Origin of the sequence: Pseudooceanicola lipolyticus, assembly GCF_002786325.1 — a bacterium.
GTDB lineage: Bacteria > Pseudomonadota > Alphaproteobacteria > Rhodobacterales > Rhodobacteraceae > Pseudooceanicola_C > Pseudooceanicola_C lipolyticus.
The window spans coordinates 21,630-42,222 of sequence record NZ_PGTB01000016.1; the positions used below are offsets into that span (position 1 = coordinate 21,630).

Annotated in this window: 20 protein-coding genes; 7 read left to right on the forward strand and 13 right to left on the reverse strand. The window is 64.3% G+C overall.

All coding sequences use genetic code 11. From position 1 onward, the window contains the following. Window positions 1–9: 9 nt before the first annotated feature. From mnmE to hemJ, 3 genes are all read right to left on the reverse strand, one after another. Window positions 10–1,296, reverse strand: a complete 1,287-nt coding sequence (mnmE, locus tag CVM52_RS07275) for a tRNA uridine-5-carboxymethylaminomethyl(34) synthesis GTPase MnmE (protein WP_100161844.1) — start codon at window positions 1,294–1,296, stop codon at window positions 10–12. Window positions 1,297–1,324: 28 nt separating this feature from the next. Continuing rightward, on the reverse strand, window positions 1,325–2,596 hold the full coding sequence (gene rho / locus CVM52_RS07280; RefSeq protein WP_100161845.1) for a transcription termination factor Rho: 1,272 nt from the start codon (window positions 2,594–2,596) through the stop codon (window positions 1,325–1,327). A gap of 128 nt (window positions 2,597–2,724) precedes the next feature. Further along, window positions 2,725–3,171, reverse strand: a complete 447-nt coding sequence (hemJ, locus tag CVM52_RS07285) for a protoporphyrinogen oxidase HemJ (RefSeq protein WP_100161846.1) — start codon at window positions 3,169–3,171, stop codon at window positions 2,725–2,727. Window positions 3,172–3,577: 406 nt separating this feature from the next. Between hemJ and CVM52_RS07290 the strand changes: the two genes are divergently transcribed. Genes CVM52_RS07290 through dnaQ form a run of 4 tightly spaced genes read left to right on the forward strand, consistent with a single transcriptional unit; the run spans window position 3,578 to window position 6,276 of the window. Further along, window positions 3,578–4,177, forward strand: coding sequence for a Maf family protein (locus tag CVM52_RS07290; RefSeq protein ID WP_100161847.1), 600 nt, complete (start codon window positions 3,578–3,580; stop codon window positions 4,175–4,177). Next, window positions 4,174–5,007: a shikimate dehydrogenase gene (locus tag CVM52_RS07295; protein WP_100161848.1), complete on the forward strand. Its 834-nt coding sequence runs from the start codon at window positions 4,174–4,176 to the stop codon at window positions 5,005–5,007. The genes CVM52_RS07290 and CVM52_RS07295 overlap by 4 nt, the downstream gene beginning before the upstream one ends. Beyond that, window positions 5,004–5,597, forward strand: a complete 594-nt coding sequence (gene coaE, locus CVM52_RS07300) for a dephospho-CoA kinase (RefSeq protein WP_100161849.1) — start codon at window positions 5,004–5,006, stop codon at window positions 5,595–5,597. The genes CVM52_RS07295 and coaE overlap by 4 nt, the downstream gene beginning before the upstream one ends. Then, window positions 5,590–6,276, forward strand: a complete 687-nt coding sequence (dnaQ, locus tag CVM52_RS07305; RefSeq protein ID WP_100161850.1) for a DNA polymerase III subunit epsilon — start codon at window positions 5,590–5,592, stop codon at window positions 6,274–6,276. Before coaE ends, dnaQ begins: the two co-directional genes overlap by 8 nt. 46 nt (window positions 6,277–6,322) lie before the next feature. On the opposite strand, the gene secB is transcribed toward dnaQ, so the two are convergent. Both secB and CVM52_RS07315 read right to left on the reverse strand, forming a co-directional pair. Next, a complete protein-coding gene (gene secB / locus CVM52_RS07310) occupies window positions 6,323–6,826 on the reverse strand; it encodes a protein-export chaperone SecB (RefSeq protein WP_100161851.1) in 504 nt (167 codons plus the stop codon). Window positions 6,827–6,883: 57 nt separating this feature from the next. Beyond that, entirely contained in the window at window positions 6,884–7,378 is a 495-nt protein-coding gene (locus tag CVM52_RS07315; protein ID WP_100161852.1) for an FxsA family protein, read from the reverse strand. A gap of 108 nt (window positions 7,379–7,486) precedes the next feature. On the opposite strand from CVM52_RS07315, the gene CVM52_RS07320 reads away from it, so the two are divergent. Genes CVM52_RS07320 through CVM52_RS07330 form a run of 3 tightly spaced genes read left to right on the forward strand, consistent with a single transcriptional unit; the run spans window position 7,487 to window position 9,734 of the window. Further along, the gene (locus tag CVM52_RS07320; RefSeq protein WP_100161853.1) at window positions 7,487–8,146 is read left to right on the forward strand and encodes a Tim44/TimA family putative adaptor protein; all 660 of its coding nucleotides are present in this window, start codon (window positions 7,487–7,489) and stop codon (window positions 8,144–8,146) included. After that, the gene (gene mltA, locus CVM52_RS07325; RefSeq protein WP_100161854.1) at window positions 8,143–9,183 is read left to right on the forward strand and encodes a murein transglycosylase A; all 1,041 of its coding nucleotides are present in this window, start codon (window positions 8,143–8,145) and stop codon (window positions 9,181–9,183) included. The genes CVM52_RS07320 and mltA overlap by 4 nt, the downstream gene beginning before the upstream one ends. Then, window positions 9,183–9,734, forward strand: a complete 552-nt coding sequence (locus CVM52_RS07330; protein WP_100161855.1) for a Smr/MutS family protein — start codon at window positions 9,183–9,185, stop codon at window positions 9,732–9,734. Before mltA ends, CVM52_RS07330 begins: the two co-directional genes overlap by 1 nt. Here CVM52_RS07330 and hslU read toward each other — a convergent pair. The 8 genes from hslU to tsaE form a co-directional block, all read right to left on the reverse strand. Next, on the reverse strand, window positions 9,731–11,038 hold the full coding sequence (gene hslU / locus CVM52_RS07335; RefSeq protein WP_100161856.1) for an ATP-dependent protease ATPase subunit HslU: 1,308 nt from the start codon (window positions 11,036–11,038) through the stop codon (window positions 9,731–9,733). The two genes, CVM52_RS07330 and hslU, sit on opposite strands and share 4 nt — an antisense overlap. Before the next feature lie 62 nt (window positions 11,039–11,100). Continuing rightward, complete coding sequence (hslV, locus tag CVM52_RS07340; RefSeq protein ID WP_100161857.1) at window positions 11,101–11,658, reverse strand: ATP-dependent protease subunit HslV; 558 nt, start codon at window positions 11,656–11,658, stop codon at window positions 11,101–11,103. A 123-nt stretch (window positions 11,659–11,781) separates the two neighbouring features. Then, entirely contained in the window at window positions 11,782–12,102 is a 321-nt protein-coding gene (gene trxA, locus CVM52_RS07345; protein WP_100161858.1) for a thioredoxin, read from the reverse strand. 38 nt (window positions 12,103–12,140) lie between these two features. Next, window positions 12,141–15,509, reverse strand: coding sequence for a double-strand break repair helicase AddA (gene addA, locus CVM52_RS07350; protein ID WP_100161859.1), 3,369 nt, complete (start codon window positions 15,507–15,509; stop codon window positions 12,141–12,143). Then, the gene (gene addB / locus CVM52_RS07355; RefSeq protein WP_100161860.1) at window positions 15,506–18,439 is read right to left on the reverse strand and encodes a double-strand break repair protein AddB; all 2,934 of its coding nucleotides are present in this window, start codon (window positions 18,437–18,439) and stop codon (window positions 15,506–15,508) included. Before addB ends, addA begins: the two co-directional genes overlap by 4 nt. Further along, complete coding sequence (locus tag CVM52_RS07360; protein WP_100161861.1) at window positions 18,432–19,115, reverse strand: nucleotidyltransferase family protein; 684 nt, start codon at window positions 19,113–19,115, stop codon at window positions 18,432–18,434. Before CVM52_RS07360 ends, addB begins: the two co-directional genes overlap by 8 nt. After that, a complete protein-coding gene (locus CVM52_RS07365) occupies window positions 19,109–20,116 on the reverse strand; it encodes an aminoglycoside phosphotransferase family protein (RefSeq protein ID WP_100161862.1) in 1,008 nt (335 codons plus the stop codon). Before CVM52_RS07365 ends, CVM52_RS07360 begins: the two co-directional genes overlap by 7 nt. Next, window positions 20,109–20,588, reverse strand: coding sequence for a tRNA (adenosine(37)-N6)-threonylcarbamoyltransferase complex ATPase subunit type 1 TsaE (tsaE, locus tag CVM52_RS07370; protein ID WP_100161863.1), 480 nt, complete (start codon window positions 20,586–20,588; stop codon window positions 20,109–20,111). Before tsaE ends, CVM52_RS07365 begins: the two co-directional genes overlap by 8 nt. Between the last annotated feature and the right edge of the window lie 5 nt (window positions 20,589–20,593).

A 20,593-nucleotide genomic window follows, 5' to 3' on the forward strand; every position in this document is an offset into this window, starting at 1 on the left:
GAAACACTCCTACTTGCCGATGCAGAAACTTGCGAAGATCTCGTCCAGCAGGTTTTCAACATCGATCCGTCCAACCAATGATTCAAGCGCAAGGATGGCATGGCGCAGATCATCCGCGGCAATATCATAATTTTCCGTCCCTTGCGACAACAGCGCGCGCGCTGTCGCAATCGACTCCCCTGCCCGCAACATCGCGTTTCGGTGCCGTTCCCGCGTCGCCAGCCCGGCCGAGGCCGAGCGCTGCCGCAGTTCGTCGGTCAACCGACGCACCAAATCGTCCACCCCCTGCCCGGTGACCCCGGATATTGCGCCCTTCGGATTCGCCAGCAAATCCGCCTTGGGCCGCAGAGTGATATCGCCCGGCCGCACCGTGACATCCGGCTGCGCACCGTCCTCAGTCAGAAACACCCGGATATCCGCCTGCTCGGCCCGGTCCCGCGCCAATTCCACACCCAGTCGTTCAACATGATCGCTGGTCTCGCGCAGCCCGGCGGTGTCCAGCAACGTCACTGCCAACCCGCCCAGGTCCATTCTCACCTCGATCACGTCACGGGTGGTCCCGGCGATCTCGGACGTGATCGCCGCCTTCCGCCCCGCCAACGCGTTCAACAAGGTGGATTTCCCGACATTTGGCGCGCCGACAATCGCCACTTCAAACCCGGATCGAATCCGCTCGGACATGCCGACGCCGGCGATCAGACGGTTCAGATCCAACTGCACCCGGTTCAGCAATTCGGTCACCTCGGGCGTCACATCCACCGGCACATCTTCATCGGCAAAATCGATCACCGCCTCGATCAGCGCCGCCGCCCGGATCAGATCGCTGCGCCAGCCCTCGGCCTTGCGCCCCAGATCGCCGGACAGCACTTTGACCGCCTGCCGCCGCTGCGCCTCGGTTTCGGCCTCGATCAGATCGGCCAAACCTTCGACCTGCGCCAGGTCCATCCGCCCGTTTTCCAAGGCGCGGCGGGTAAATTCTCCCGGCTCGGCCTGGCGCAGCCCGTCAATGCCGGACAGCGTCCGCAACAGCGCGGCGATCACCGCCGAACTGCCATGCACGTGCAGCTCGGCCACATCCTCGCCGGTAAAACTCGCCGGTCCAGTAAAGGTCAGGACCAGCGCCTGGTCAATCCGATGTCCATCGCCATCACGCAGCACCCGCAGCGTTCGTCCGGCCGCAGGCAGGGTGCAACCCGCCAGCCGGCCCGCGGCGGCACGCGCCTCGGATCCGGACAGCCGCACCACCGCAACGCCGGCTTTCCCCGGCGCGCTTGCCAACGCGAAGATCGTGTCCATTTCCACATCTCCGCCGCCAAAGGCGGGATCAGGTGTTCATCGAATCGAAGAATTCCGAATTGGTCTTCGTCTGCTTCAGCTTCGAGATCAGGAACTCGATCGCATCCGTGGTGCCCATCGGGTTCAGGATGCGCCGCAGCACAAAGGTTTTCTGCAGATCGACCTTGTCGACCAGCAGGTCCTCTTTCCGGGTGCCCGACTTCAGAATGTCGATGGCCGGGAACACCCGCTTGTCGGCGATCTTGCGATCCAACACCAATTCCGAGTTGCCGGTGCCCTTGAACTCTTCAAAGATCACCTCATCCATCCGCGACCCGGTGTCGATCAGCGCGGTGGCGATGATGGTCAGCGACCCGCCTTCCTCGATATTCCGCGCCGCGCCGAAGAACCGCTTGGGCCGCTGCAGCGCGTTGGCATCCACACCACCGGTCAGAACCTTCCCCGAGGAGGGCACAACCGTGTTGAACGCTCTACCAAGTCTTGTGATCGAATCCAGAAGGATCACAACATCTCGCTTGTGTTCGACCAGGCGCTTCGCCTTTTCGATCACCATTTCCGACACCGCCACATGCCGCGTCGCCGGTTCGTCAAAGGTCGAGGACACCACCTCGCCCTTAACCGAGCGCTGCATGTCGGTCACCTCTTCCGGCCGTTCGTCGATCAGCAGGACGATCAGGTAGCATTCCGGGTGGTTCCGCTCGATCGAATGGGCGATGTTCTGCAGGATCACCGTTTTACCGGTGCGCGGCGGCGCCACGATCAGCGACCGCTGGCCCTTGCCGATCGGTGCCACCAGGTCGATGATCCGCGCGGTGCGGTCCTTGATCGTCGGATCCTCGATCTCCATGGTCAGCCGCTCGTCCGGATAAAGCGGCGTCAGGTTGTCAAAGGCGATCTTGTGCCGCGCCTTTTCCGGATCCTCGAAATTGATCCGGGTCACGTTCATCAGCGCAAAGTAACGCTCGTTCTCGTCCGGCGCCTTGATCACACCCTCGATGGTGTCGCCGGTGCGCAGCGAAAACTGTCGGATCATGTCGGGCGACACATAGATATCGTCCGGACCGGGCAGGTAATTCGCCTCGGGCGAGCGCAGAAACCCGAATCCGTCCTGCAGCACTTCCAGCACGCCATCGCCAGAGACTTCCCAGCCCTCATCGGCCCGCTCGCGCAGGATCTGGAACATCATCTCGCCCTTCCGCATGGTCGAGGCGTTTTCGATCTCCAGGTCCTCGGCCATGGCCAACAGGTCCTTGGGGCTCTTGGCCTTGAGGTCGGACAGGTTCAGCGATTCGATGTTCATGATGGTGCAGCCTTTGCGCAGCCCGGCAGAACCGGGGGGCGGAGTGGTCTTGAACGGGAAATGCCCTGGCCCGGACGGGCAGGTTGGCAGCGTATGTAGTGAGTCACACCGCCCGAGTCAAATCCCGGTTAAAAGCGCACCACCACCGAGATCACGATGATAATCATCAGAACCGTCGGAACCTCATTCATCATCCGGTAGTGGCGCCCGCTCAATTGGTTGTTCCCTTCGGCAAAGGCCTTGCGCCGCCGGCCCAGCCAGTGATGAAACCAGGTCATCGCCAGAACCGCCGCGCCCTTGGTCCAGGGCCAGACCGCCGTCCAGTCCACCAGCCCCGGCGTGAACACCAGCGCCAGACCAAACAGCCAGGTGGCTATCATCGCCGGGTTCATGATTGCCCGCAGCAGGCGAAGCTCCATCACCTCGAAGGTCGCGCTCAACTCGGCCACTTCGCCCTTCTCAGCATGATAGACGAACAGCCTGGGCAGGTAGAACAGCCCGGCCATCCAGGCAATCACCACCATGATGTGCAGTGCCTTCGTCCAGGGATAAAGGAAAATCAGGAAATCGGTCATGTCACGCGTCGCCCAGGGCCCGTGCCTCTCTATTCATAAATATAGAAAGAAGAAAAGATGATGGTTTAGATGGCAGCGGTGAAACCGTGGATAACTCTGCCCTCCCGCTGTTTTCCCCAGTTAAGCGCCCGGTAGACAAAATTTCTCCCTCCCGCGGGGAAAGCTATGAAAAATGTTCTAAAACAAATACATAACGAAGGTTAGTCCGGTTTAAGCCAGTGGATAAGTCAGGAATAACCGCGCGCGCGGCGTCTTTCGCACAGCTTTCCGGTTATCCTTGTCCCGAAAGGATGAAACCCGGCGAATCTGGGCATGGAATGCGGGTTGGACCACAAGCTTGCCAAGATCAGGGAAACTCCTAGAAAGGGTCCAACCCTGTTCTGCTGTTTTACGTCATCTTATCCCCATGCCTGTCCCCATCATTCTCGCCTCCGGTTCCGCCATCCGGGCACAGATGCTTGCCAATGCGCGCGTCGCGGCCCAGGTCGTGCGCCCCCGTGTTGATGAGGAAGCGGTCAAAAATGCCCTGCTGGCCGAGGCGGCGACGCCCCGCAACATCGCCGACGCCCTGGCCGAGCTGAAGGCCAGGAAGATCAGCGAAAAACACCCCGGCGCCATGGTGATCGGCTGCGACCAGGTGCTCGATTTTGCCGGCACCCTGCTGTCCAAGCCGGAAACGCCGGATCAGGCGCTTGACCAGCTGACCCAGATGTGCGGCAAGCGGCACAGCCTGTATTCGGCCGCGGTGATCGCCGAAAACGGCCGCCCCGTCTGGCGCCATATCGGCCAGGTACGCCTGCATATGCGTGACCTCTCCGATGCCTATCTGCAGGATTATGTCCGTCGCAACTGGGACAGCATCCGCCACGCGGTGGGCGCCTATAAGCTCGAAGAAGAAGGCGTGCGGCTGTTCTCGGTCATTGACGGCGATTATTTTAGCGTTTTGGGTATGCCGCTGACGGACCTGTTGAATTACCTGGCGGTGAGAGGAGCAATCGAGACATGACCGAGGCAAAAATTCCCCTGGCCGGAGTCATCGGATCGCCCATCGCCCATTCCCGTTCGCCCCGGCTGCACCGCCACTGGCTGAAACAGTTTGGCATTGCCGGGCATTACATTCCCATGGATGTCAGCCATCACAACCTCGAAGAGGTCATACGCGCCCTGCCCAAGGCCGGCTTTGTCGGTGTCAACGTCACCGTCCCGCATAAAGAGGCGGTGATGGGCATCGCCGATCTGATCACCGACCGGGCAACCCTGATCGGGGCGGCCAACACACTGATCTTTCGCAAGGATGGCAAGATCCACGCCGATAACACCGATGGCTATGGCTTTATCGAAAACCTGCGCAACGGCGCGCCGCACTGGCAGCCGAAATCCGGCCCCGCCGTGGTGTTCGGCGCCGGCGGCGCCGCGCGGGCGGTGGTGGCTTCCTTGGCCGATGCCGGGGTGCCGGAAATCATCCTGTCCAACCGCACTCGCATCCGGGCCGAAAAGCTGAAGGATGATTTCGGCAAACGCGTTCGCGTGGTCGATTGGGTGCAGGCCGGCAATATGATCGACGAGGCGACGCTGGTGGTGAACTCGACCGCGCTCGGCATGACCGGGAAACCGGCGCTGCGAGTGCCGCTCGACGGGTTGCAGCCGCATATGGTGGTGACCGATCTGGTATATGCGCCGTTGAAAACGCCGCTGCTTCAGGCCGCCGAGGCAGCGGGATGTACCGCGGTCGACGGGTTGGGGATGTTGATCTACCAGGCCATCCCCGCCTTCGAACGTTGGTTCGGCCAGCGCCCCAAGGCCGATTCCGCAACCCGCGCGATGCTGCTGGGATGAGCTTTCTCCTCGGTCTCACCGGGTCGATCGGCATGGGCAAAAGCACCACGGCCAAGCTGTTCGCCGACGAAGGCTGCGCCATCTGGGATGCCGATGCCGCCGTGCACAGGCTCTATTCTGCCGGTGGGGCGGCGGTTGAGCCGCTGGGTGCGGAATTTCCCGATGCGCTGCGCCAGGGCGCCATCGATCGCAACGCGCTGAAACAGATCATCGCGGCGGATGCCACCGCGTTGAAACGCATCGAAGCCATCGTGCACCCGCTGGTGGCGCGGGATCGCGAGATGTTCAAGGCCCAGGCCAGCGCCGATATCATCGTGCTGGACATCCCGCTGTTGTTTGAAACCGGCGGCGAGAAACATGTCGACGCGGTGGCCTGTGTTTCGGTCGATGCCGATACGCAGGAACGGCGGGTGCTGGCCCGCAACACCATGACCCGCGACCAGTTTCTGATGATCCGGTCCAAACAGATGCCGGATGCGGAAAAGCGCGCGCGCGCCGATTATGTCATCATCACCGACACATTGGATCACGCGCGCAAACAGGTTAGACAGGTGGTCGACGATATCAGGGCGGGACTGGCTGATGCGTGAAATCGTGCTCGACACCGAAACCACCGGATTCGATCCGGAATCTGGCGACCGGATCGTCGAAATTGGCGGTGTCGAACTGCACAATCACGTCGCCACCGGCCGCACCTATCACCAATATATCAATCCCGAGCGCGACATGCCGCAGGAGGCCTACGAGGTGCACGGGCTGAGCATCGAATTCCTGTCCGACAAGCCCAAATTCGCCGAGATCGGCCAGGCCTTCCTGGATTTCGTCGGCGACGCCAAACTGGTCATCCACAATGCCAGCTTCGACATGAAGTTCCTGAATGCCGAACTAAAATGGATGAAGCTGCCACCCCTGCCCTTCGACCGTGCCATCGACACCCTGGCGATTGCCCGCAAGAAATTTCCCGGCTCGCCCGCCTCGCTCGACGCGCTGTGCCGCCGCTTCGGCATCGACAATTCCTCGCGCACCCTGCACGGCGCCCTGCTCGATTCCGAGATCCTGGCCGATGTCTATCTGGAGCTGATCGGCGGCCGGCAGCCCGATTTCGGTCTGTCCGAAACCACCGGCGGCGATGCCGCGGGGGTGCAGGACAATTGGCGCCCGGCCCCCCGGCCACACCCATTGCCACCGCGCATTTCGGCCGATGAACGGGCGGCGCATGAGGCCTTCGTCAAGACATTGGGAGACAACGCGCTGTGGCTGCGCGGCTGAGCTGAAACGTCCCGGCCATTGGCCGGGACAGACCAAGCGCCGTTGATCAGGCGGTGGTCGGTGTTTCGGCTTTTGCGGCCTGCCGGCGGGCCAGTTCGGCGCGATAGATCTGAAGAAAGTCGATATTCTCCAGGTTCAGCGGCGGATAGCCGCCATCGCGGGTCACGTCGCTGACGATGCGGCGCAGATAGGGGAACAGCATCCGCGGGCATTCGATCAGCAGGAAGGGATGCAGCTGCTCTTCCGGGACACCGGCAATCCGGAATACGCCCATATATTCGATCTCAAGCAGGAAGAACTGTTCGCCGCCTTCCTTGGCCTTGGATTCGACATTCAGCTTGATCATCACCTCGTACTGGTTTTCGGCCTGCCGCTTCTTGGCATCCAGATTGACCTGTACGCTGATGTCCGGGTTCACCTCGCCCGTGGCGCCTTTTTGCGCCATGATGTTCTCGAAAGACAGGTCGCGCACGAACTGCCCCAGAATATTCATCTGAACCTGTGGTTGCTGCGCAGGTTGCGCGCCGTCAACGGCACCGTTTTCCGACATGTCCGATACTCCCCGGAAGCTGATTTGCGCGCTGCTTACCAGCTTGGTTCCATCATCTCAATGCCGGTGCGGCCCTTCGACCCAGCCCGAGGTGCCGGGTTTCTTCCCGGATTTGGGCCGCACTTCCTCGTAATCGCCATCGATGATGTCGCCTTCGCCGGGATGTGGCTGGCGCCGCGGTGGTTCTCCCATCTGAAACCTCTGCACCTTCACCCGCGCTGCGACAAAATGGAAGACGGCCACCCGCACCGGCGGCATCAGCAGGGCAAAGCCCAACGCATCGGTAAAAAACCCCGGAGTCAGCAATAAAATCCCTGAAACCAGGATCATCGCGCCATGTGCCAGCGGTTCGGTCGGGTCGTTCAGTTCGGAAAAAGACCGCTGAAGCCGATGCAGCGCGATCCGCCCCTGCGTGCGCACCAGCCAGGTGCCGATCACGGCGGTCAGCACCACAATGGCCAGCGTCGGCCACAGCCCGATAAAGCTACCGACCTGAATAAAAAGTGCAATTTCGACGATTGGCACCATCAGAAATGCCAGGAAAAGATACATGTAAGACGTACTCCTATCGGGTGCTGAGCGGTGGACTCGGCCTGCCTCGTCACCTACATAAGAGTTCGGGGATAAGCTTACAAAGTCCCGGGCTGCAAAGAGGTTCAAATGAATTCGCCATTGATCCAGCTTCTGGTGCTGGCCGGCATCGCAATTTTCCTTATTTTGCGCCTGAAAAGCGTCTTGGGCACGCGTGAGGGTTTCGAAAAACCGCCGGTGCCGAAGGGGCCTTCGGCCAAATCGTCGCGCACCGGGTTCGAGGTGATCGAAGGTGGCCCCGATCCCGACATCACCGACCATGTCGAAAAAGACAGCGAGGCGGCGCAGGAACTGGCCGCGATGAAGCGGATCGAACCCAGCTTTTCGGTGACCGAGTTCATCCAGGGCGCCCGCGGCGCGTATGAGATGATCGTGATGGGGTTTGAACGTGGCGAGCTGGACGAGATTCAGCCCTATCTCGCCGAAGACGTGTTCGAGGCCTTTGTCGATGGTGTGGCCGCCCGTGAAGACAAGGGCCTGAAGGTCGAGGCCGAGTTCATCGGCATCCGCGAAACCCGGATCCAGGACGTGCATTTCGACAAGGACACCAATCGCGCCGACATCACCATGCGTTTCGTTGCCGAGTTGACCTCGGTTGTGCGCGACAAGGGCGGCGATATCGTCGAAGGCAGCGCCACCTCGGCCAAGCGTCAGAAAGACAGCTGGACCTTCTCCCGCGTCATGGGTGAAAACGATCCCAACTGGTTGCTTGTCGCAACGGACGCATGATTGCCCGGCTGTGCGCGACATTGCTGGCCGCCGCGGTGATGGCCAGTTCAGAGGCGCAGGCCGAAACCACCTATGACATCCTGCAGTTTCAGGATCTGGATGGCTGGGATAACGACGATCATGCTGCCGCGCTGTCGGTTTTCGTCAATACCTGCCCGGATCTGCCCGATCCCGACTGGCAATCGCTCTGCGCCGTGGCGCAGAGCCAGAAACCGGACAGCGCCCGCGCCTTTTTCGAACTGTTCTTTCGCCCGGTCCTGATCCGCGACGGAAAAGACGCGTTGTTCACCGGCTATTTCGAACCCGAACTGGACGGGTCGCGCTTTCCCACGGCGCGGTTCCGCTATCCCTTGTTCCGCATGCCGCCCGAGGCGCGCAATGCCGCGCCCTGGTTGACGCGCGAACAGATCCTGACCAGCGGCGTGTTGGCCAATCGCGGATTGGAAATCGCCTGGGTCGAAGATCCTGTGGAGCTGTTCTTCCTCCAGATCCAGGGCTCGGGCCGCATCCGCCTGCAAGACGGCCAATTCCTGCGCGTCGGCTATGGCGGGGCCAACGGCCAGCCCTATCGCTCGGTCGGAGTGGAGCTTGTGCGGCGCGGTATCTACCCGCTGCACAAGGTCAGCGCCCAGGTGATCAAGAATTGGGTCCGGCGCAATCCCGAGGCCGGGCAAGAGTTGCTGTTCCACAACCCTTCTTACGTTTTCTTTCGGGAAATCAAACACGTAACCGATCGCGACGGGCCGCTTGGCGCGATGAACCGACCGGTGACCGCCGGGCGCAGCATTGCCGTCGATCCCGGATTCACCCCGCTGGGTGCCCCGGTCTGGCTGGAAAAGGACGGCGCCACGCCGATCCGCCGGCTGATGATCGCGCAGGACACCGGATCGGCGATCAAGGGCGCGCAGCGGGCCGACATCTTCTTTGGCACCGGCGATGCCGCGGGCCAGGCCGCCGGTATGTTGCGGGATCGCGGCCGCATGGTGGTGCTGTTGCCGATTCAACGGGCCTACGCGCTTGTGCCGGACGGGGTCTGATGACCCGACGCAGGTTGACAGCGGAAGAGATCGAGTTGTGGCAGCGGGTGGTGGAAAAGGCAGAACGCCTGAATCCCGGCAGCCACCCTGCCCCGGCACCGCTGCCCAAACCGAAACCCACCAAACCGGTCACCGCACGGCTGACCGCACCGCCGCCGCCGCGCAAACCCCCGCCACCGAAACCCAATGATCTGAACATGGATCACAAGACTTTCGGCAAGCTGAAACGCGGCAGGCTGGATCCCGAGGGCCGCATAGACCTGCATGGCATGACGCTGGATCAGGCGCATCCGGCGCTGACCCGGTTCATCCTGTCGGCGCAGGCTTCGGGGAAGCGGCTGGTGCTGGTCATCACCGGCAAGGGCAAAAAAAGCGACGAGACCGGGCCAATCCCCCGCCCTCGCGGGGTGATCCGGCGCGAAGTGCCGCTGTGGCTGTCCGCGCCGCCGCTGGCCCAGGCGGTGTTGCAAATCAGCCCCGCGCATCTGCGCCATGGCGGCAGCGGCGCGTTTTACGTCTATCTGCGTCGCAACCGGCCCGGCGCGGGTTAAAGCACGTAGCGGCTCAGATCGGCCGATTGCGTCAGTTCACCCAGATTGGTTTTGACAAATTCCGCATCGACCACCACCGCTTCGCCCGGCCGGTCCGGCGCGGTAAAGGACAGCTCTTCGAACACCCGTTCCATCACGGTGTAGAGCCTGCGTGCGCCGATATTTTCGACCGTCTGGTTCACCTCGGCGGCGATCCGCGCCAGTTCCGCGATGCCGTCATCGGTAAAGCTGACTGCAACCTCCTCGGTTCCCATCAGGGCGGTATATTGCCGGGTCAGCGCATTGTCCGTCTCGGTCAGGATGCGCACGAAATCTTCCTCGGTCAGCGCCCGCAGGTTCACCCGGATCGGCAACCGCCCCTGCAGTTCCGGCAACAGGTCCGACGGCTTGGCGATGTGAAACGCGCCCGAGGCGATGAACAGGATATGATCGGTTTTGACCGGCCCGTGCTTGGTGCTGACGGTGGTGCCCTCGATCAGCGGCAGCAGGTCACGCTGCACCCCCTCGCGACTGACATCGCCGCCGCGGGTTTCCGCCCGCGCGCAGACCTTGTCGATCTCGTCCAGAAAAACGATGCCGTTCTGTTCCACAGCCTCCAGCGCGGCGCGGTTCACGGTTTCATCGTCCAGCAGCTTGTCGGCCTCTTCGCCGATCAGCACCTCGTAGCTTTCAGCCACCGTCATCCGCCGCTTCACCGTGCGGCCGCCAAAGGCCTTGCCGAACATGTCGCCGATATTGAGCATGCCCATATTGGCGCCCGGCTGGCCAGGGATGTCGAACATCGCCATCGGGTTGGAATGATCGGCCAGGTCCAGCTCGATCATGGTATCGTCCAGTTCGCCGGCCTTCAGCTTTTTGCGGAACATCTCGCGGGTGCCGTCACGGGCGTCCTGGCCGGCCAGCGCCTCGATCACCCGGTCCTCGGCCGCCTTATGGGCCTGCGCCTTGACGTCCTCGCGCATATAATCGCGCGTCATCGCGATGGCGCTATCGACCAGATCGCGAACGATCTGTTCGACATCGCGCCCGACATAGCCGACCTCGGTGAACTTTGTCGCTTCGACCTTGATGAAGGGCGCGCGCGCCAGTTTGGCCAGGCGGCGGGAAATCTCGGTCTTGCCGACGCCGGTGGGCCCGATCATCAGGATGTTCTTCGGATAGACCTCGTCGCGCAGGTCATCCGACAGCTGCTTGCGCCGCCAGCGGTTCCTCAGCGCCACGGCAACCGCGCGCTTGGCGTCCTTCTGGCCGATGATATAGCGATCCAGCTCGCTGACAATTTCGCGTGGGGTGAGGTCGGTCATGTCATGTCCTTTGGGGCAACCAAATCTCGTCTTTGACCTTCGATGCGAGATCTCAAAACGCCTTAGCGGCTGATCTTCTCAACCGTCAGGTTGCCGTTGGTGTAAACGCAGATATCGGCGGCGATGGCCATGGCGGCGCGGGCGATGTCTTCGGCGGATTTGTCGCTGTCCATCATCGCGCGGGCGGCTGCCAGCGCATAATTGCCACCCGAGCCGATGGCGGTGACGTTATGTTCAGGTTCCAGCACATCGCCGGCGCCGGTGATCACGAATATCTCGGACCCATCCGAGACGATCAGCATCGCTTCCAGCTTTTGCAGGTACTTGTCGGTGCGCCAGTCCTTGGCCAGCTCGACACAGGCGCGGGCCAACTGGCCGGGCGCGGATTCCAGCTTGCCTTCCAGCCGCTCCAGCAAGGCAAAGGCATCGGCGGTGGAACCGGCGAATCCGGCCACCACCTCAAAACCACCGGGCGACAGCCGGCGAACCTTGCGGGCGGTGCCCTTGATCACGGTCTGGCCCAGCGACACCTGGCCATCCCCGGCGATCACCACCTCGCCGTCCTTTTTCACGCCGATGATGGTCGTGCCGTGCCAGCCGGGAAATTCGTCCTTGCTCATGCTACCTCCACGCATCTGCGGGGCTATATGGCGGTCTTGCTCCAAAGGCACAAGGGCGCGAGGCCGGAAAGAAAAAGGGCGTCCCAGCCGGGACGCCCCAAATTTCCGTTTTTCAACAGGAATTTAGATGGATTCATCGATCCAGCTTTGCAGCGCGGCCTTGGGCGCTGCGCCGGCGCGGTTGGACACCACCTGGCCATCCTTGAAGATGAACAGCGCGGGAATGCCGCGCACACCCATGGCGGCGGCCGAGTTCGGGTTGCTGTCCACGTCCACCTTGGCAACCTTGATCTTGCCTTCGTATTCCTTGGACAGTTCTTCCAGCGCCGGGCCAATCTGTTTACATGGGCCGCACCATTCGGCCCAGAAATCGACCACGACGGGGATGTCTGAATTCTTAACTTCGGCGTCGAATGTCGCGTCAGTTACGGCAACTGTGGACATTGGGATGTCTCCTGCAAGGGTGCGTCAGGTTTGGGAACCTAGGAACCGATCGGCCCGGCGTCAAGATGTGGTGTGCGACCCAAGGCAGCTGTCACAAGATCGTGCGGAAGTGACATAAGTGCTGCCGTTTTGGTCCACAGAATGGCGGTTTTTACCGCATGGTCGGGATAAATCTGTTCCAATGCACGGGCATAGGCGCCCATCTGCCGCAGCAGGCCTTCGGGGCACTCCGCCGGCGCAGCGGGCACCGTGGCGTTCGATTTGAAATCGACGGCCAGCACCTCAGCTTCGGTGATGATCAGCCGGTCGATCACCCCTTGGATGCGCCGCGCGCCGATCTGCGCGGTGATCGGCACCTCGGCCAGGGCCTCGGCACCGAATAGCGGCGCCAGCGCCGCTGTGGTCAGCACGGATTGCGCCTCGGCCCGGGCCAGGTCGCGCTCGGCCTGCGTGGTATCGCCCAGAATTATCGCCGTGGCGGCGCCCCATTCGGATTCCGGCAACAGGGGCAGATGTTCCAGAAGCTGGTGAATGCGGGTGCCGCGCGCCTTGGCCAGTTCTTCCTCTTCACCGGCGGCACCCGGCATCGCCTTGGCGCCACCCAGGTTCGACGGCGACAGCACATCGGGCAGATGCACCGGCAGCGGCGCGGGGCGGTTGAACAAGGTGGGCAGATTGGCGCCGGCCCGCACCGGGCGTTCTTCGGTTTCAATCGGCGGCACCGACCAGTCGGGATGTTCCAGCGTCAGCCCCTCGCCGCCCGGAAAGGCACGAGGCACCGCGCCGGCGCGTTCCATCGCGCGGCCGACGGTCTGGAACCAATCTTCGCCCTGCTTGTCCAGATCACCCGCCGCGGCCACGATCAGCCACTTTTCCGCCCGTGTCAGAGCCACATAGAGCAGTCGTTGCCGTTCATTCAGATCGCGTTCGCGCGCCGCATCGCGCAGCGCAGCCAGCTGTTCGGGCATTTCGGCGGCGGCGGGGCGCCAGACCGGCACTTCGCCGGACACCATGATCTCGCCCGCCCCGCGCACCTGCCGCTTGCCGGTGTCGGGCAGGATGACGATGGGCGATTCCAGCCCCTTGGAGCCATGCACCGTCATCACCCGGATCATGTCGCCGGCGCTGCCCATCTGGCGTTTGATCTCGAAATCGTCGGTCTCCATCCAGGTGAGAAAGCCGGTGAGGCTGGGAATATCCGACTTTTCATAGGCCAGCGCCTGCGCCAGCAGCGCATCGATGCCGTCCTGCGCCTCGGTTCCCAGCCGGCCCAGCAGGCGGCGGCGGCCGTCGTGGCGGGTCAGCACCCGTTCGATCAAGTCGAAGGGGCGCAGGAAATCGGTTTGATTGCGCAGATCGTGCAGCATGGCGACGGTTTCGGGATGCTGCGCCTCGTCTTCGCGCAGTGCCTGCCACAGATAGCTGCGCCCCCGCCCCTGGGCCAGCTGGAACAGCTGTTTCTCGCTCCAGCTGAACAGCGGCGATTTCAGCGCGGCGGCCAGCGACAGGTCATCCTCGGGCGTGGCGAGAAACCGCAGCAGCGCACCCAGATCCTTGACCGCCAGTTCGGCGCCAACCTTCAACCGGTCGGCGCCGGCAATAGGCAATCCCGCGGCTTTGCAGGCACGGATGATCTCGGCGAACAGGTCTGACCGGCGCTGTACCAGGATCATCACGTCGCCGGCGCGCACCGGACGGCGGATCAGCTTGCCGTTCTGTTCGTCGGGCAGCGTGGCGCTGGCGATCATCTGCTTGATCGCGGCGGCGATCTGTTCGGCCAGGATCACCGTATGATGCCGGGGGCTGGGCCGGTCGACCGGGTCGGTCCAGTGGCCGTCTTCCTCGTCTTCGACCTTGGGCACCAGCGGCCACAGATCCACCCGGCCGGGAAGGTCGGATTTGAAGGCGATATGTTTGCCGCCGCCGAATCCGGCAGCGCCGCGCCCTTCGAACACCAGGTCGACCAGCCCCAGTATGGTGGCGGAGGAGCGGAAGGAATGTTCCAACTCGGTCGATTCCAGGTGCTGGCCCGAGGCGGTCAGCCGCTGGCCGAATTCGGCCTGCATCCGGTCAAACGCATCCGGGTCGGCGCCCTGGAAGGAATAGATCGACTGTTTCTTGTCGCCGACGACGAAGATGGTGCGCTCGACATCCGGCCGCGCGCCCTCGCCGCTGGTGAATTCCTGGGTCAGCTTTTCGATCACGTCCCATTGTTCCGGGCTGGTATCCTGCGCCTCGTCCACCAGGATATGATCGATCCCGCCATCCAGCCGGAACAGCACCCAGGCGGCCACCGCCGGCGCCGACAGCAGCTGCCGTGCCTTCAGGATCTGGTCGTCGAAATCCAGCCAGCCGCGCAATTGCTTGCGGCGCTCGTATTCCGGCAGGAAAGCCCCGGCAAAGGCATGCAGCGCCTGCGCCTTGCGTGCCGCCATCAGCCCGATCCGGCGCGGGCGGGCGGCCTCGACGCGCAGCATCAGCGGTTCGATCTTGGCCATCAGGTCGGCATGGGCGATGCGCAGCGCCTTGGTGGGAAAAGACCCTATCTTAACCGAAAACGGTTCTTTTGCCCCCGGCCCGGTCAGGAACACGTTTTCCAGAACCGGCAGCGCCCCGGCATCGGCAGCGGTGATCGACCCCAGGGTGGCGGCAGCGGCCTGATCGGTTTTGCCCCCCGATTTCAGCGCCGTGGCCAGATCGCCCAGCAGGCAGAGCTCGCCGCCCAGAAACACCTCGGCCGCCAACTTGTCTTCGTCAAAATCCGACGGCAACCCGAAATGGGTCAGCAGATCGGGCAGATCCAGCGCGGTGCGGAAGGCCTCGCGCTGGCCCAGGATGGCCTGCAGCAGATCCTCCAGCGTGGAATCCGATACATAGCGCGCGATGCCGTCGATCAGTCGGGCCTGCGGACCGGCGGCAAAATCTTCCAGGATCTCGGCACGCAGCAACCGGGCGGCCCGGTCTTCCATCTCGGCAAAATTGGGGCTGACCCCGGCCTCCAGCGGAAAGCGGCGCAGCAGCGAGGCGCAGAAGGAATGGATGGTCTGGATTTTCAACCCGCCCGGCGCCTCGATCGCACGGGCAAACAGGGTACGGGCATGGCGCATGCGCGCAGCATCGATCGCGCCTTCCGCGCCCAGCTGGTCCAGCGCGCGCGCCAGGGCGGCATCGTCCAGCATCGCCCATTCGCCCAGCCGTTTGAACAGCCGGTTCTGCATCTCGCTGGCGGCGGCCTTGGTATAGGTCAGGCACAGGATGTTCTGCGGCTCGACCCCGGCCAGCAGCAGACGCGCCACCCGGTCGGTCAGCACCCGGGTCTTGCCCGAGCCGGCATTGGCGGCCAGCCAGGTGGAACTGTCCGGGCGCGCGGCCTGAACCTGGCGTTCGCTGGCGGCGTCGCGGCTCATTCCAGATCCTCCGGCGTGGCAACGGTGCTGCGGTCCCATTCGCCGAACCGCGCCAGATGGTCGTAATCGCCGGTATCGGCGTCTTTCTGCACCGCGCGGCGCGCCGTAAAGCCCTGGGCGGCGTCGAAATAGCGCCCGATCAGCTTGCGCAATTCGGCCAGCACCTTGGCCGGTGGCTCGGTCTCGATCGGCGCGGCGACCTCGGTCATGCTGCTGCCGAGGCTCAGGAACAGGGCGCGGGCCACCGGGGCGGCGTCCAGCGTGGTGAATCCGCCCTGTTCGGCGATGGCGGTTTCGATCAGCAATTGCTTGTCGAACGCGGCCTGTTCCTTGGCCGAAGGCGCGCGGCCGGTCTTGTAGTCGTAGATATGCAGCGCGCCGGTTTCGTCGCGGTCGATCCGGTCGGCGCGGCCGGTGATGGTGAAGTCCAGCGGGCTCAGCGACAACCTGGCGGTGGCTTCATATTCCACCGGCCGGGCAATCGCCTGGCGCTGTGCCTCGGAGGCAACGAAACCGTCGGCCACCTTGGCCAGCCGCGCCAGCCACAGCCGCCGTGCCATTGGCCAGGGCACCTCGGCCTCCAGCATCGCGCGGCAGCGCTGCAGGAATTCCGGCGTGGACAGCAGGGAAGGGGTGCTGGTGATGTCCTTGATATAGGTTTCCAGGATGCCGTGGATCACGATGCCCCGCAGCAGCGCGTCGGGTTCGCGCGCCAGCGGATTCAGCGGCGACAGGCCCAGCACATGTTTGGCATAGATCGCGTAGGGATCGCGGATCAGCCGCTTGATCTCGGTCACCGACAATTGCCTTGGCCGCGCGGAGATTGGCGGGCGGGGCGACGGGCGCGGCGCAGGAGGCAGCACGGGCGCGTCTTCCAGCGCTTCGGCCAGGTCCAGCCAATATGCGCCGCGCTGGCGCATTTGCGCCAGCGCCGGAGCGCCCTCGGGCAGGCCGGTCAACAGGTTGGTCAGCCGGTTCAGCCAGCGCGAGGCCACCGTTTCTGCCTCGTCCGACCGTTCCGGCCGGGTCAGCCAGACCTCGGGCGCGGCGGCGGCCTGCTGGAAATCATGCGCCGAAAGGCCGATGCGCCGTTCCGGCAGCAACAACCCGGCTTCCAGCCGCAGCCGTCGGTTCAACCAGGGGTCGGGGCGGGCGGCCTCGGGCCAGGTGCCTTCGTTCAACCCGCCCAGGATCAGCAGGTCGGCGCCCTGCACCCGCGCCTCCAGCGTGCCCCAGATCAGAATATCGGGATGCGGCGCGTCGCGGTCGGTGACACCCTCATCCTCGGACAGCAGCGAACCCAGCAGGTCGCCAAAGTCGTGCGCCGTCATCCTGCCGCCATGCGCGGCCTCGGATTCGAGACTAACAAGTAGAGACAGCGCCTTTTGCCCGGCATTGCGTTCCCATAGCGCTCCGCTGCCCGGCGCGGTGCTGCCGGCGGCGATCGCCTCGGCAACGCGGCGCAGACGGGCGGTCCACTCGGCCAGGGGCAGGGGGCCGGAAACCTCCTGGCCGCAGAACGTGTCGGCCAGCCAGCGGGTCCAGTCCTCGGGCGGCGGCGGATCCTGTTCGGCGCGCCATACCGCCAGGCTGTCGGTATCGGGAAACGGCGGCCCCTTGCGCCGCAGCCGCAGCTCGAGATCGCGGGTGTGGCGCAGATGCTCGCCCCGGCCCCCGCCGCTGTGACACAGCGGATGTTTCAGCAGCGTCACCAACCGCTCGGCGCTCAGCTGCTGGGTGAACAGCTGCGCGACATGACGCAGAAACCGGCCCGGCGGCGAAAGTTGCAGCGGTTGCCCGGCGCTGTCATCGGGCACAAGGCCCCATCGGTCCAGCGCCGCAGTCACCCGCCGCGACAGCATCCGGTCCGGCGTGATCAGCGCCGCGGTCTGCCCGTCCTCGGCCGCCTGGCGCAGCCGTAGCGCGATCGCCAGCGCCTCTTCCCTCGGGCCCGGCGCCTCGACCAGCGTCAGGTCGCGCGTGGCCTCGGAGATACCGGACAGGGTCGGCCCTTCCTCCAGCCAGGCATCGGTAAACGGTGCCGGGCGCAGCGCAAGCGAAATCAGCCGATTGCGCGCGGGCGAGGGGGGCGCGGCCCCGGTCCAGGGGCGGATATCGCCGGGCGCAAGGTTCAGCGCCTGCATGATCCGCGAAAACCGGAATTGCGGATGATCCTCCGACACCAGCGCATCGCCCATATCCTGCCAGACGCTGTCGGGCTGGTCGAAATCGAAACCGGGCAGCACAACCGCCCCCTGCGGCAGCCGCGCCACCGCCTGAAGCAGCATCAGCGTGGTCCCGCGCGAACCGGTGGAGCCGGCCACGATCACCGGATGTTCCGGCGGATCGGTTTCCCAGCACGCGATCAGCGCCTCGACAATCGCGCGTTGCCGCGCCTGCACATCGCGCTTGGCCTGATCGCCGCCCAGATAGTCATCGACGATGCCGATAAAATTCTGCGCCCGCGCCCAGTGGCCGGACATGTCCGACACGTCCAGATCGCGAATGGTCTGGGTGCCGACACCTTCGGCCTGCATCTCGTCCATCAGGGTGGCAAGGCTGTCGGCCAGGCCATAAGCGCTGGACCTTGCGGCCAGATCCGGCTGCGCCTCCAGCAGGCGGGTGACCAGCTGCGCCAGTTCCAGGCGGCGGCGCAGCGGCGGCACCGCCGGCGGGATTGCCGCGGTTTGCCAGTTGTCGACCGGGTCGGTCACCAGCGAAATCCGCGGCAACAGCCGCGGCGGCCCGGCGTCGAAGATATCGCGGATGCGCCGCGCCATGCGCCGCGTGTTCACCACCAGATGGGCCCGCGCCAGCGCCTCGGGCGGTTGCCCGTCCAGCCGCGCGGTCAGCCCGGCAATCAGCTGAGCGGGGAAATCCACCCCCGGCGGCAGCGCAAAAACGCGCGGCGTGTCCGACGGGTCAAACATGCGGCTCGGACAACAGGGCTTCGGCCAGCCTGATCCCCTCGGGATGGCCGATATCGCACCAGCGTCCGGGATAGACCGCGCCAAACAGCCGACCGCGCGCCGCCAGAACGTCCCAGATCGCGTTCAGGGAAAACACCGTCTCGTCATGACGGGCCACGTCTTGGGTTTTCAGGATCTGCAACCCGCCATAAACCAGATCGCCGCCGCGCGTGATCTTCCCGGCGCGGTCCAGCGCAAAATCACCCGGCGCCTTGCGGCCGATGGTGTTCTCCAGAGGGACACACATCAGCAGCGCATCCATGCTGTCGGGCTGCCAGGTCGCGCGCAGCAGATCCAGCGGGTTGGGTCCCGACCAGATTACATCGGTGTTCATGGTGAACAGTGGCCCCGGCCCGGTCAGCGGCAGCGCCGCCTTCAGCCCGCCGCCGGTATCGAGGATCTGCGGCGACTCCAGCGACAGATTTACGCCACGCGGTTGCAGATGCGCGGCCAGCATCTCGGCCTTGTAATGCAGGTTCGCAACCCGGTTGGGCACGCCTGCCGCCTCGACCAGTTCCAGCGCATGGTCGATCAGCGGCTGGCCCGCCACCTCGATCAGCGGCTTGGGCCGGTCGCGGGTCAGTACGCCCATGCGGGTGCCGAACCCGGCGGCGAACAGCATTACAGTGTCTAACATGGCTGTTTCAGCGCCTCCAGCACGCGCGGCGCCGGCTTGGGCAAGCTGTTCAACACCAGGTCGGCCACCGGGGCCAGGGCGGGATGTTCCAGGTTGCGCACCACCGTATCCCAGACCTTGGGGATCATGTCGACGTAATGCGGTTTGCCATAGTCCCGGCCCAACCGGCCGAACACGCCGAGAATGCGCAGCCCGCGCTGGGCGCCCAGCACCATGTAAGCGGTGCGGAACAGGTGGTCGTCCACGCCGGTGGCGGTAATATAGCGGTCGATCATCGCCGCCTCGATCGCGGCGGGCACGTCGCGGCGCACATCCTGCAACAGCGAGACAAGGTCATAGGCCGGATGCGCCGCCATCGCGTCCTGGAAATCCAGCAACCCGACCCGCGCAACCCCCTGGCGCGCCGGCAGCCACAGCAGGTTGTCGGCGTGATAGTCGCGCTGTGCCAGAACCGGGGCAATACCGCCGGTGGTCTGGATCAGCACATCTTCGAACCGGTCGGCAAAGCGGCGCTGCGCCTCGGCATCGGGGCGGCCGATCACCGGATCGCGGTACTTGCTGAAGGCCAGCGTCGCCAGTTCAGTCATTCGGCCGGCGCCATAGGGCTCCAGCCGCGGCATCGGTGCGTCGCGCAACAGCACCAGAACATCGGTGGCGGCCTCGTAAAGGCGGCGTTCCAGTTCGGGCTGGCGCGGGATCACCCGCGAATACAGGTCATCGCCCAGATCCTCGATCAGCAAAAAGCCCTGCTCGCTGTCTTCAGCGAAGATCTCCGGCGCACTCAGGCCCAGCCCATGCAGATGCCGGGCGATGCGCACGAAGGGGCGCACATCCTCGCCCTTCTCCGGCGGGGCATCCATCAGAACCGCGGTTTCGCCACCCGGCAGGTGCAGCCGTTCGTATCGGCGGTTCGAGGCATCGCCGGCCAGCGGCGCGCGGCGCGCCGAGGCCCAGCGCGTGCCGGCAAGGAAATGGTTGGCCAGGGCGGCACGGTCAGTCATCGGCAAAAGGGTCCAGTTTTTCGGCCCATTTCGGCGCGGTCCAAGTGAGCGTTGCAATACGGCTATCGTCATTTCCCGGATCGGCGGCAAGTGCAACCGTCAGCGCATCGGCGGGGGCATCGCCCCCCAGGCGGTCGGGCCATTCCACCAGGCAGATGGCGTGGTCGAAGGCCTCGAACAGGCCCAGCTCGTCCACCTCGCCGGCATGGGTCAAGCGATACAGATCGGCATGCCACAGCTCGCCCGCGCGGGTGGCGTAGGTCTGCACCAGGGTGAAGGTGGGCGAGGGCACATCCTCGGGGTGGTCCAGCAGCGACTGGATCAGGTGGCGGCAGATATGGGTCTTGCCCGCGCCGATCGGGCCGGACAGCAGCAGGCAGTCGCCAGGCGCCAGCCGCGCGCCCAACTGGGCGGCGAAACGGGCGCTGGCATCGGCACAGGTCAGCGAAAGGGTCAGCGGTGGCCGGATCATCCGGC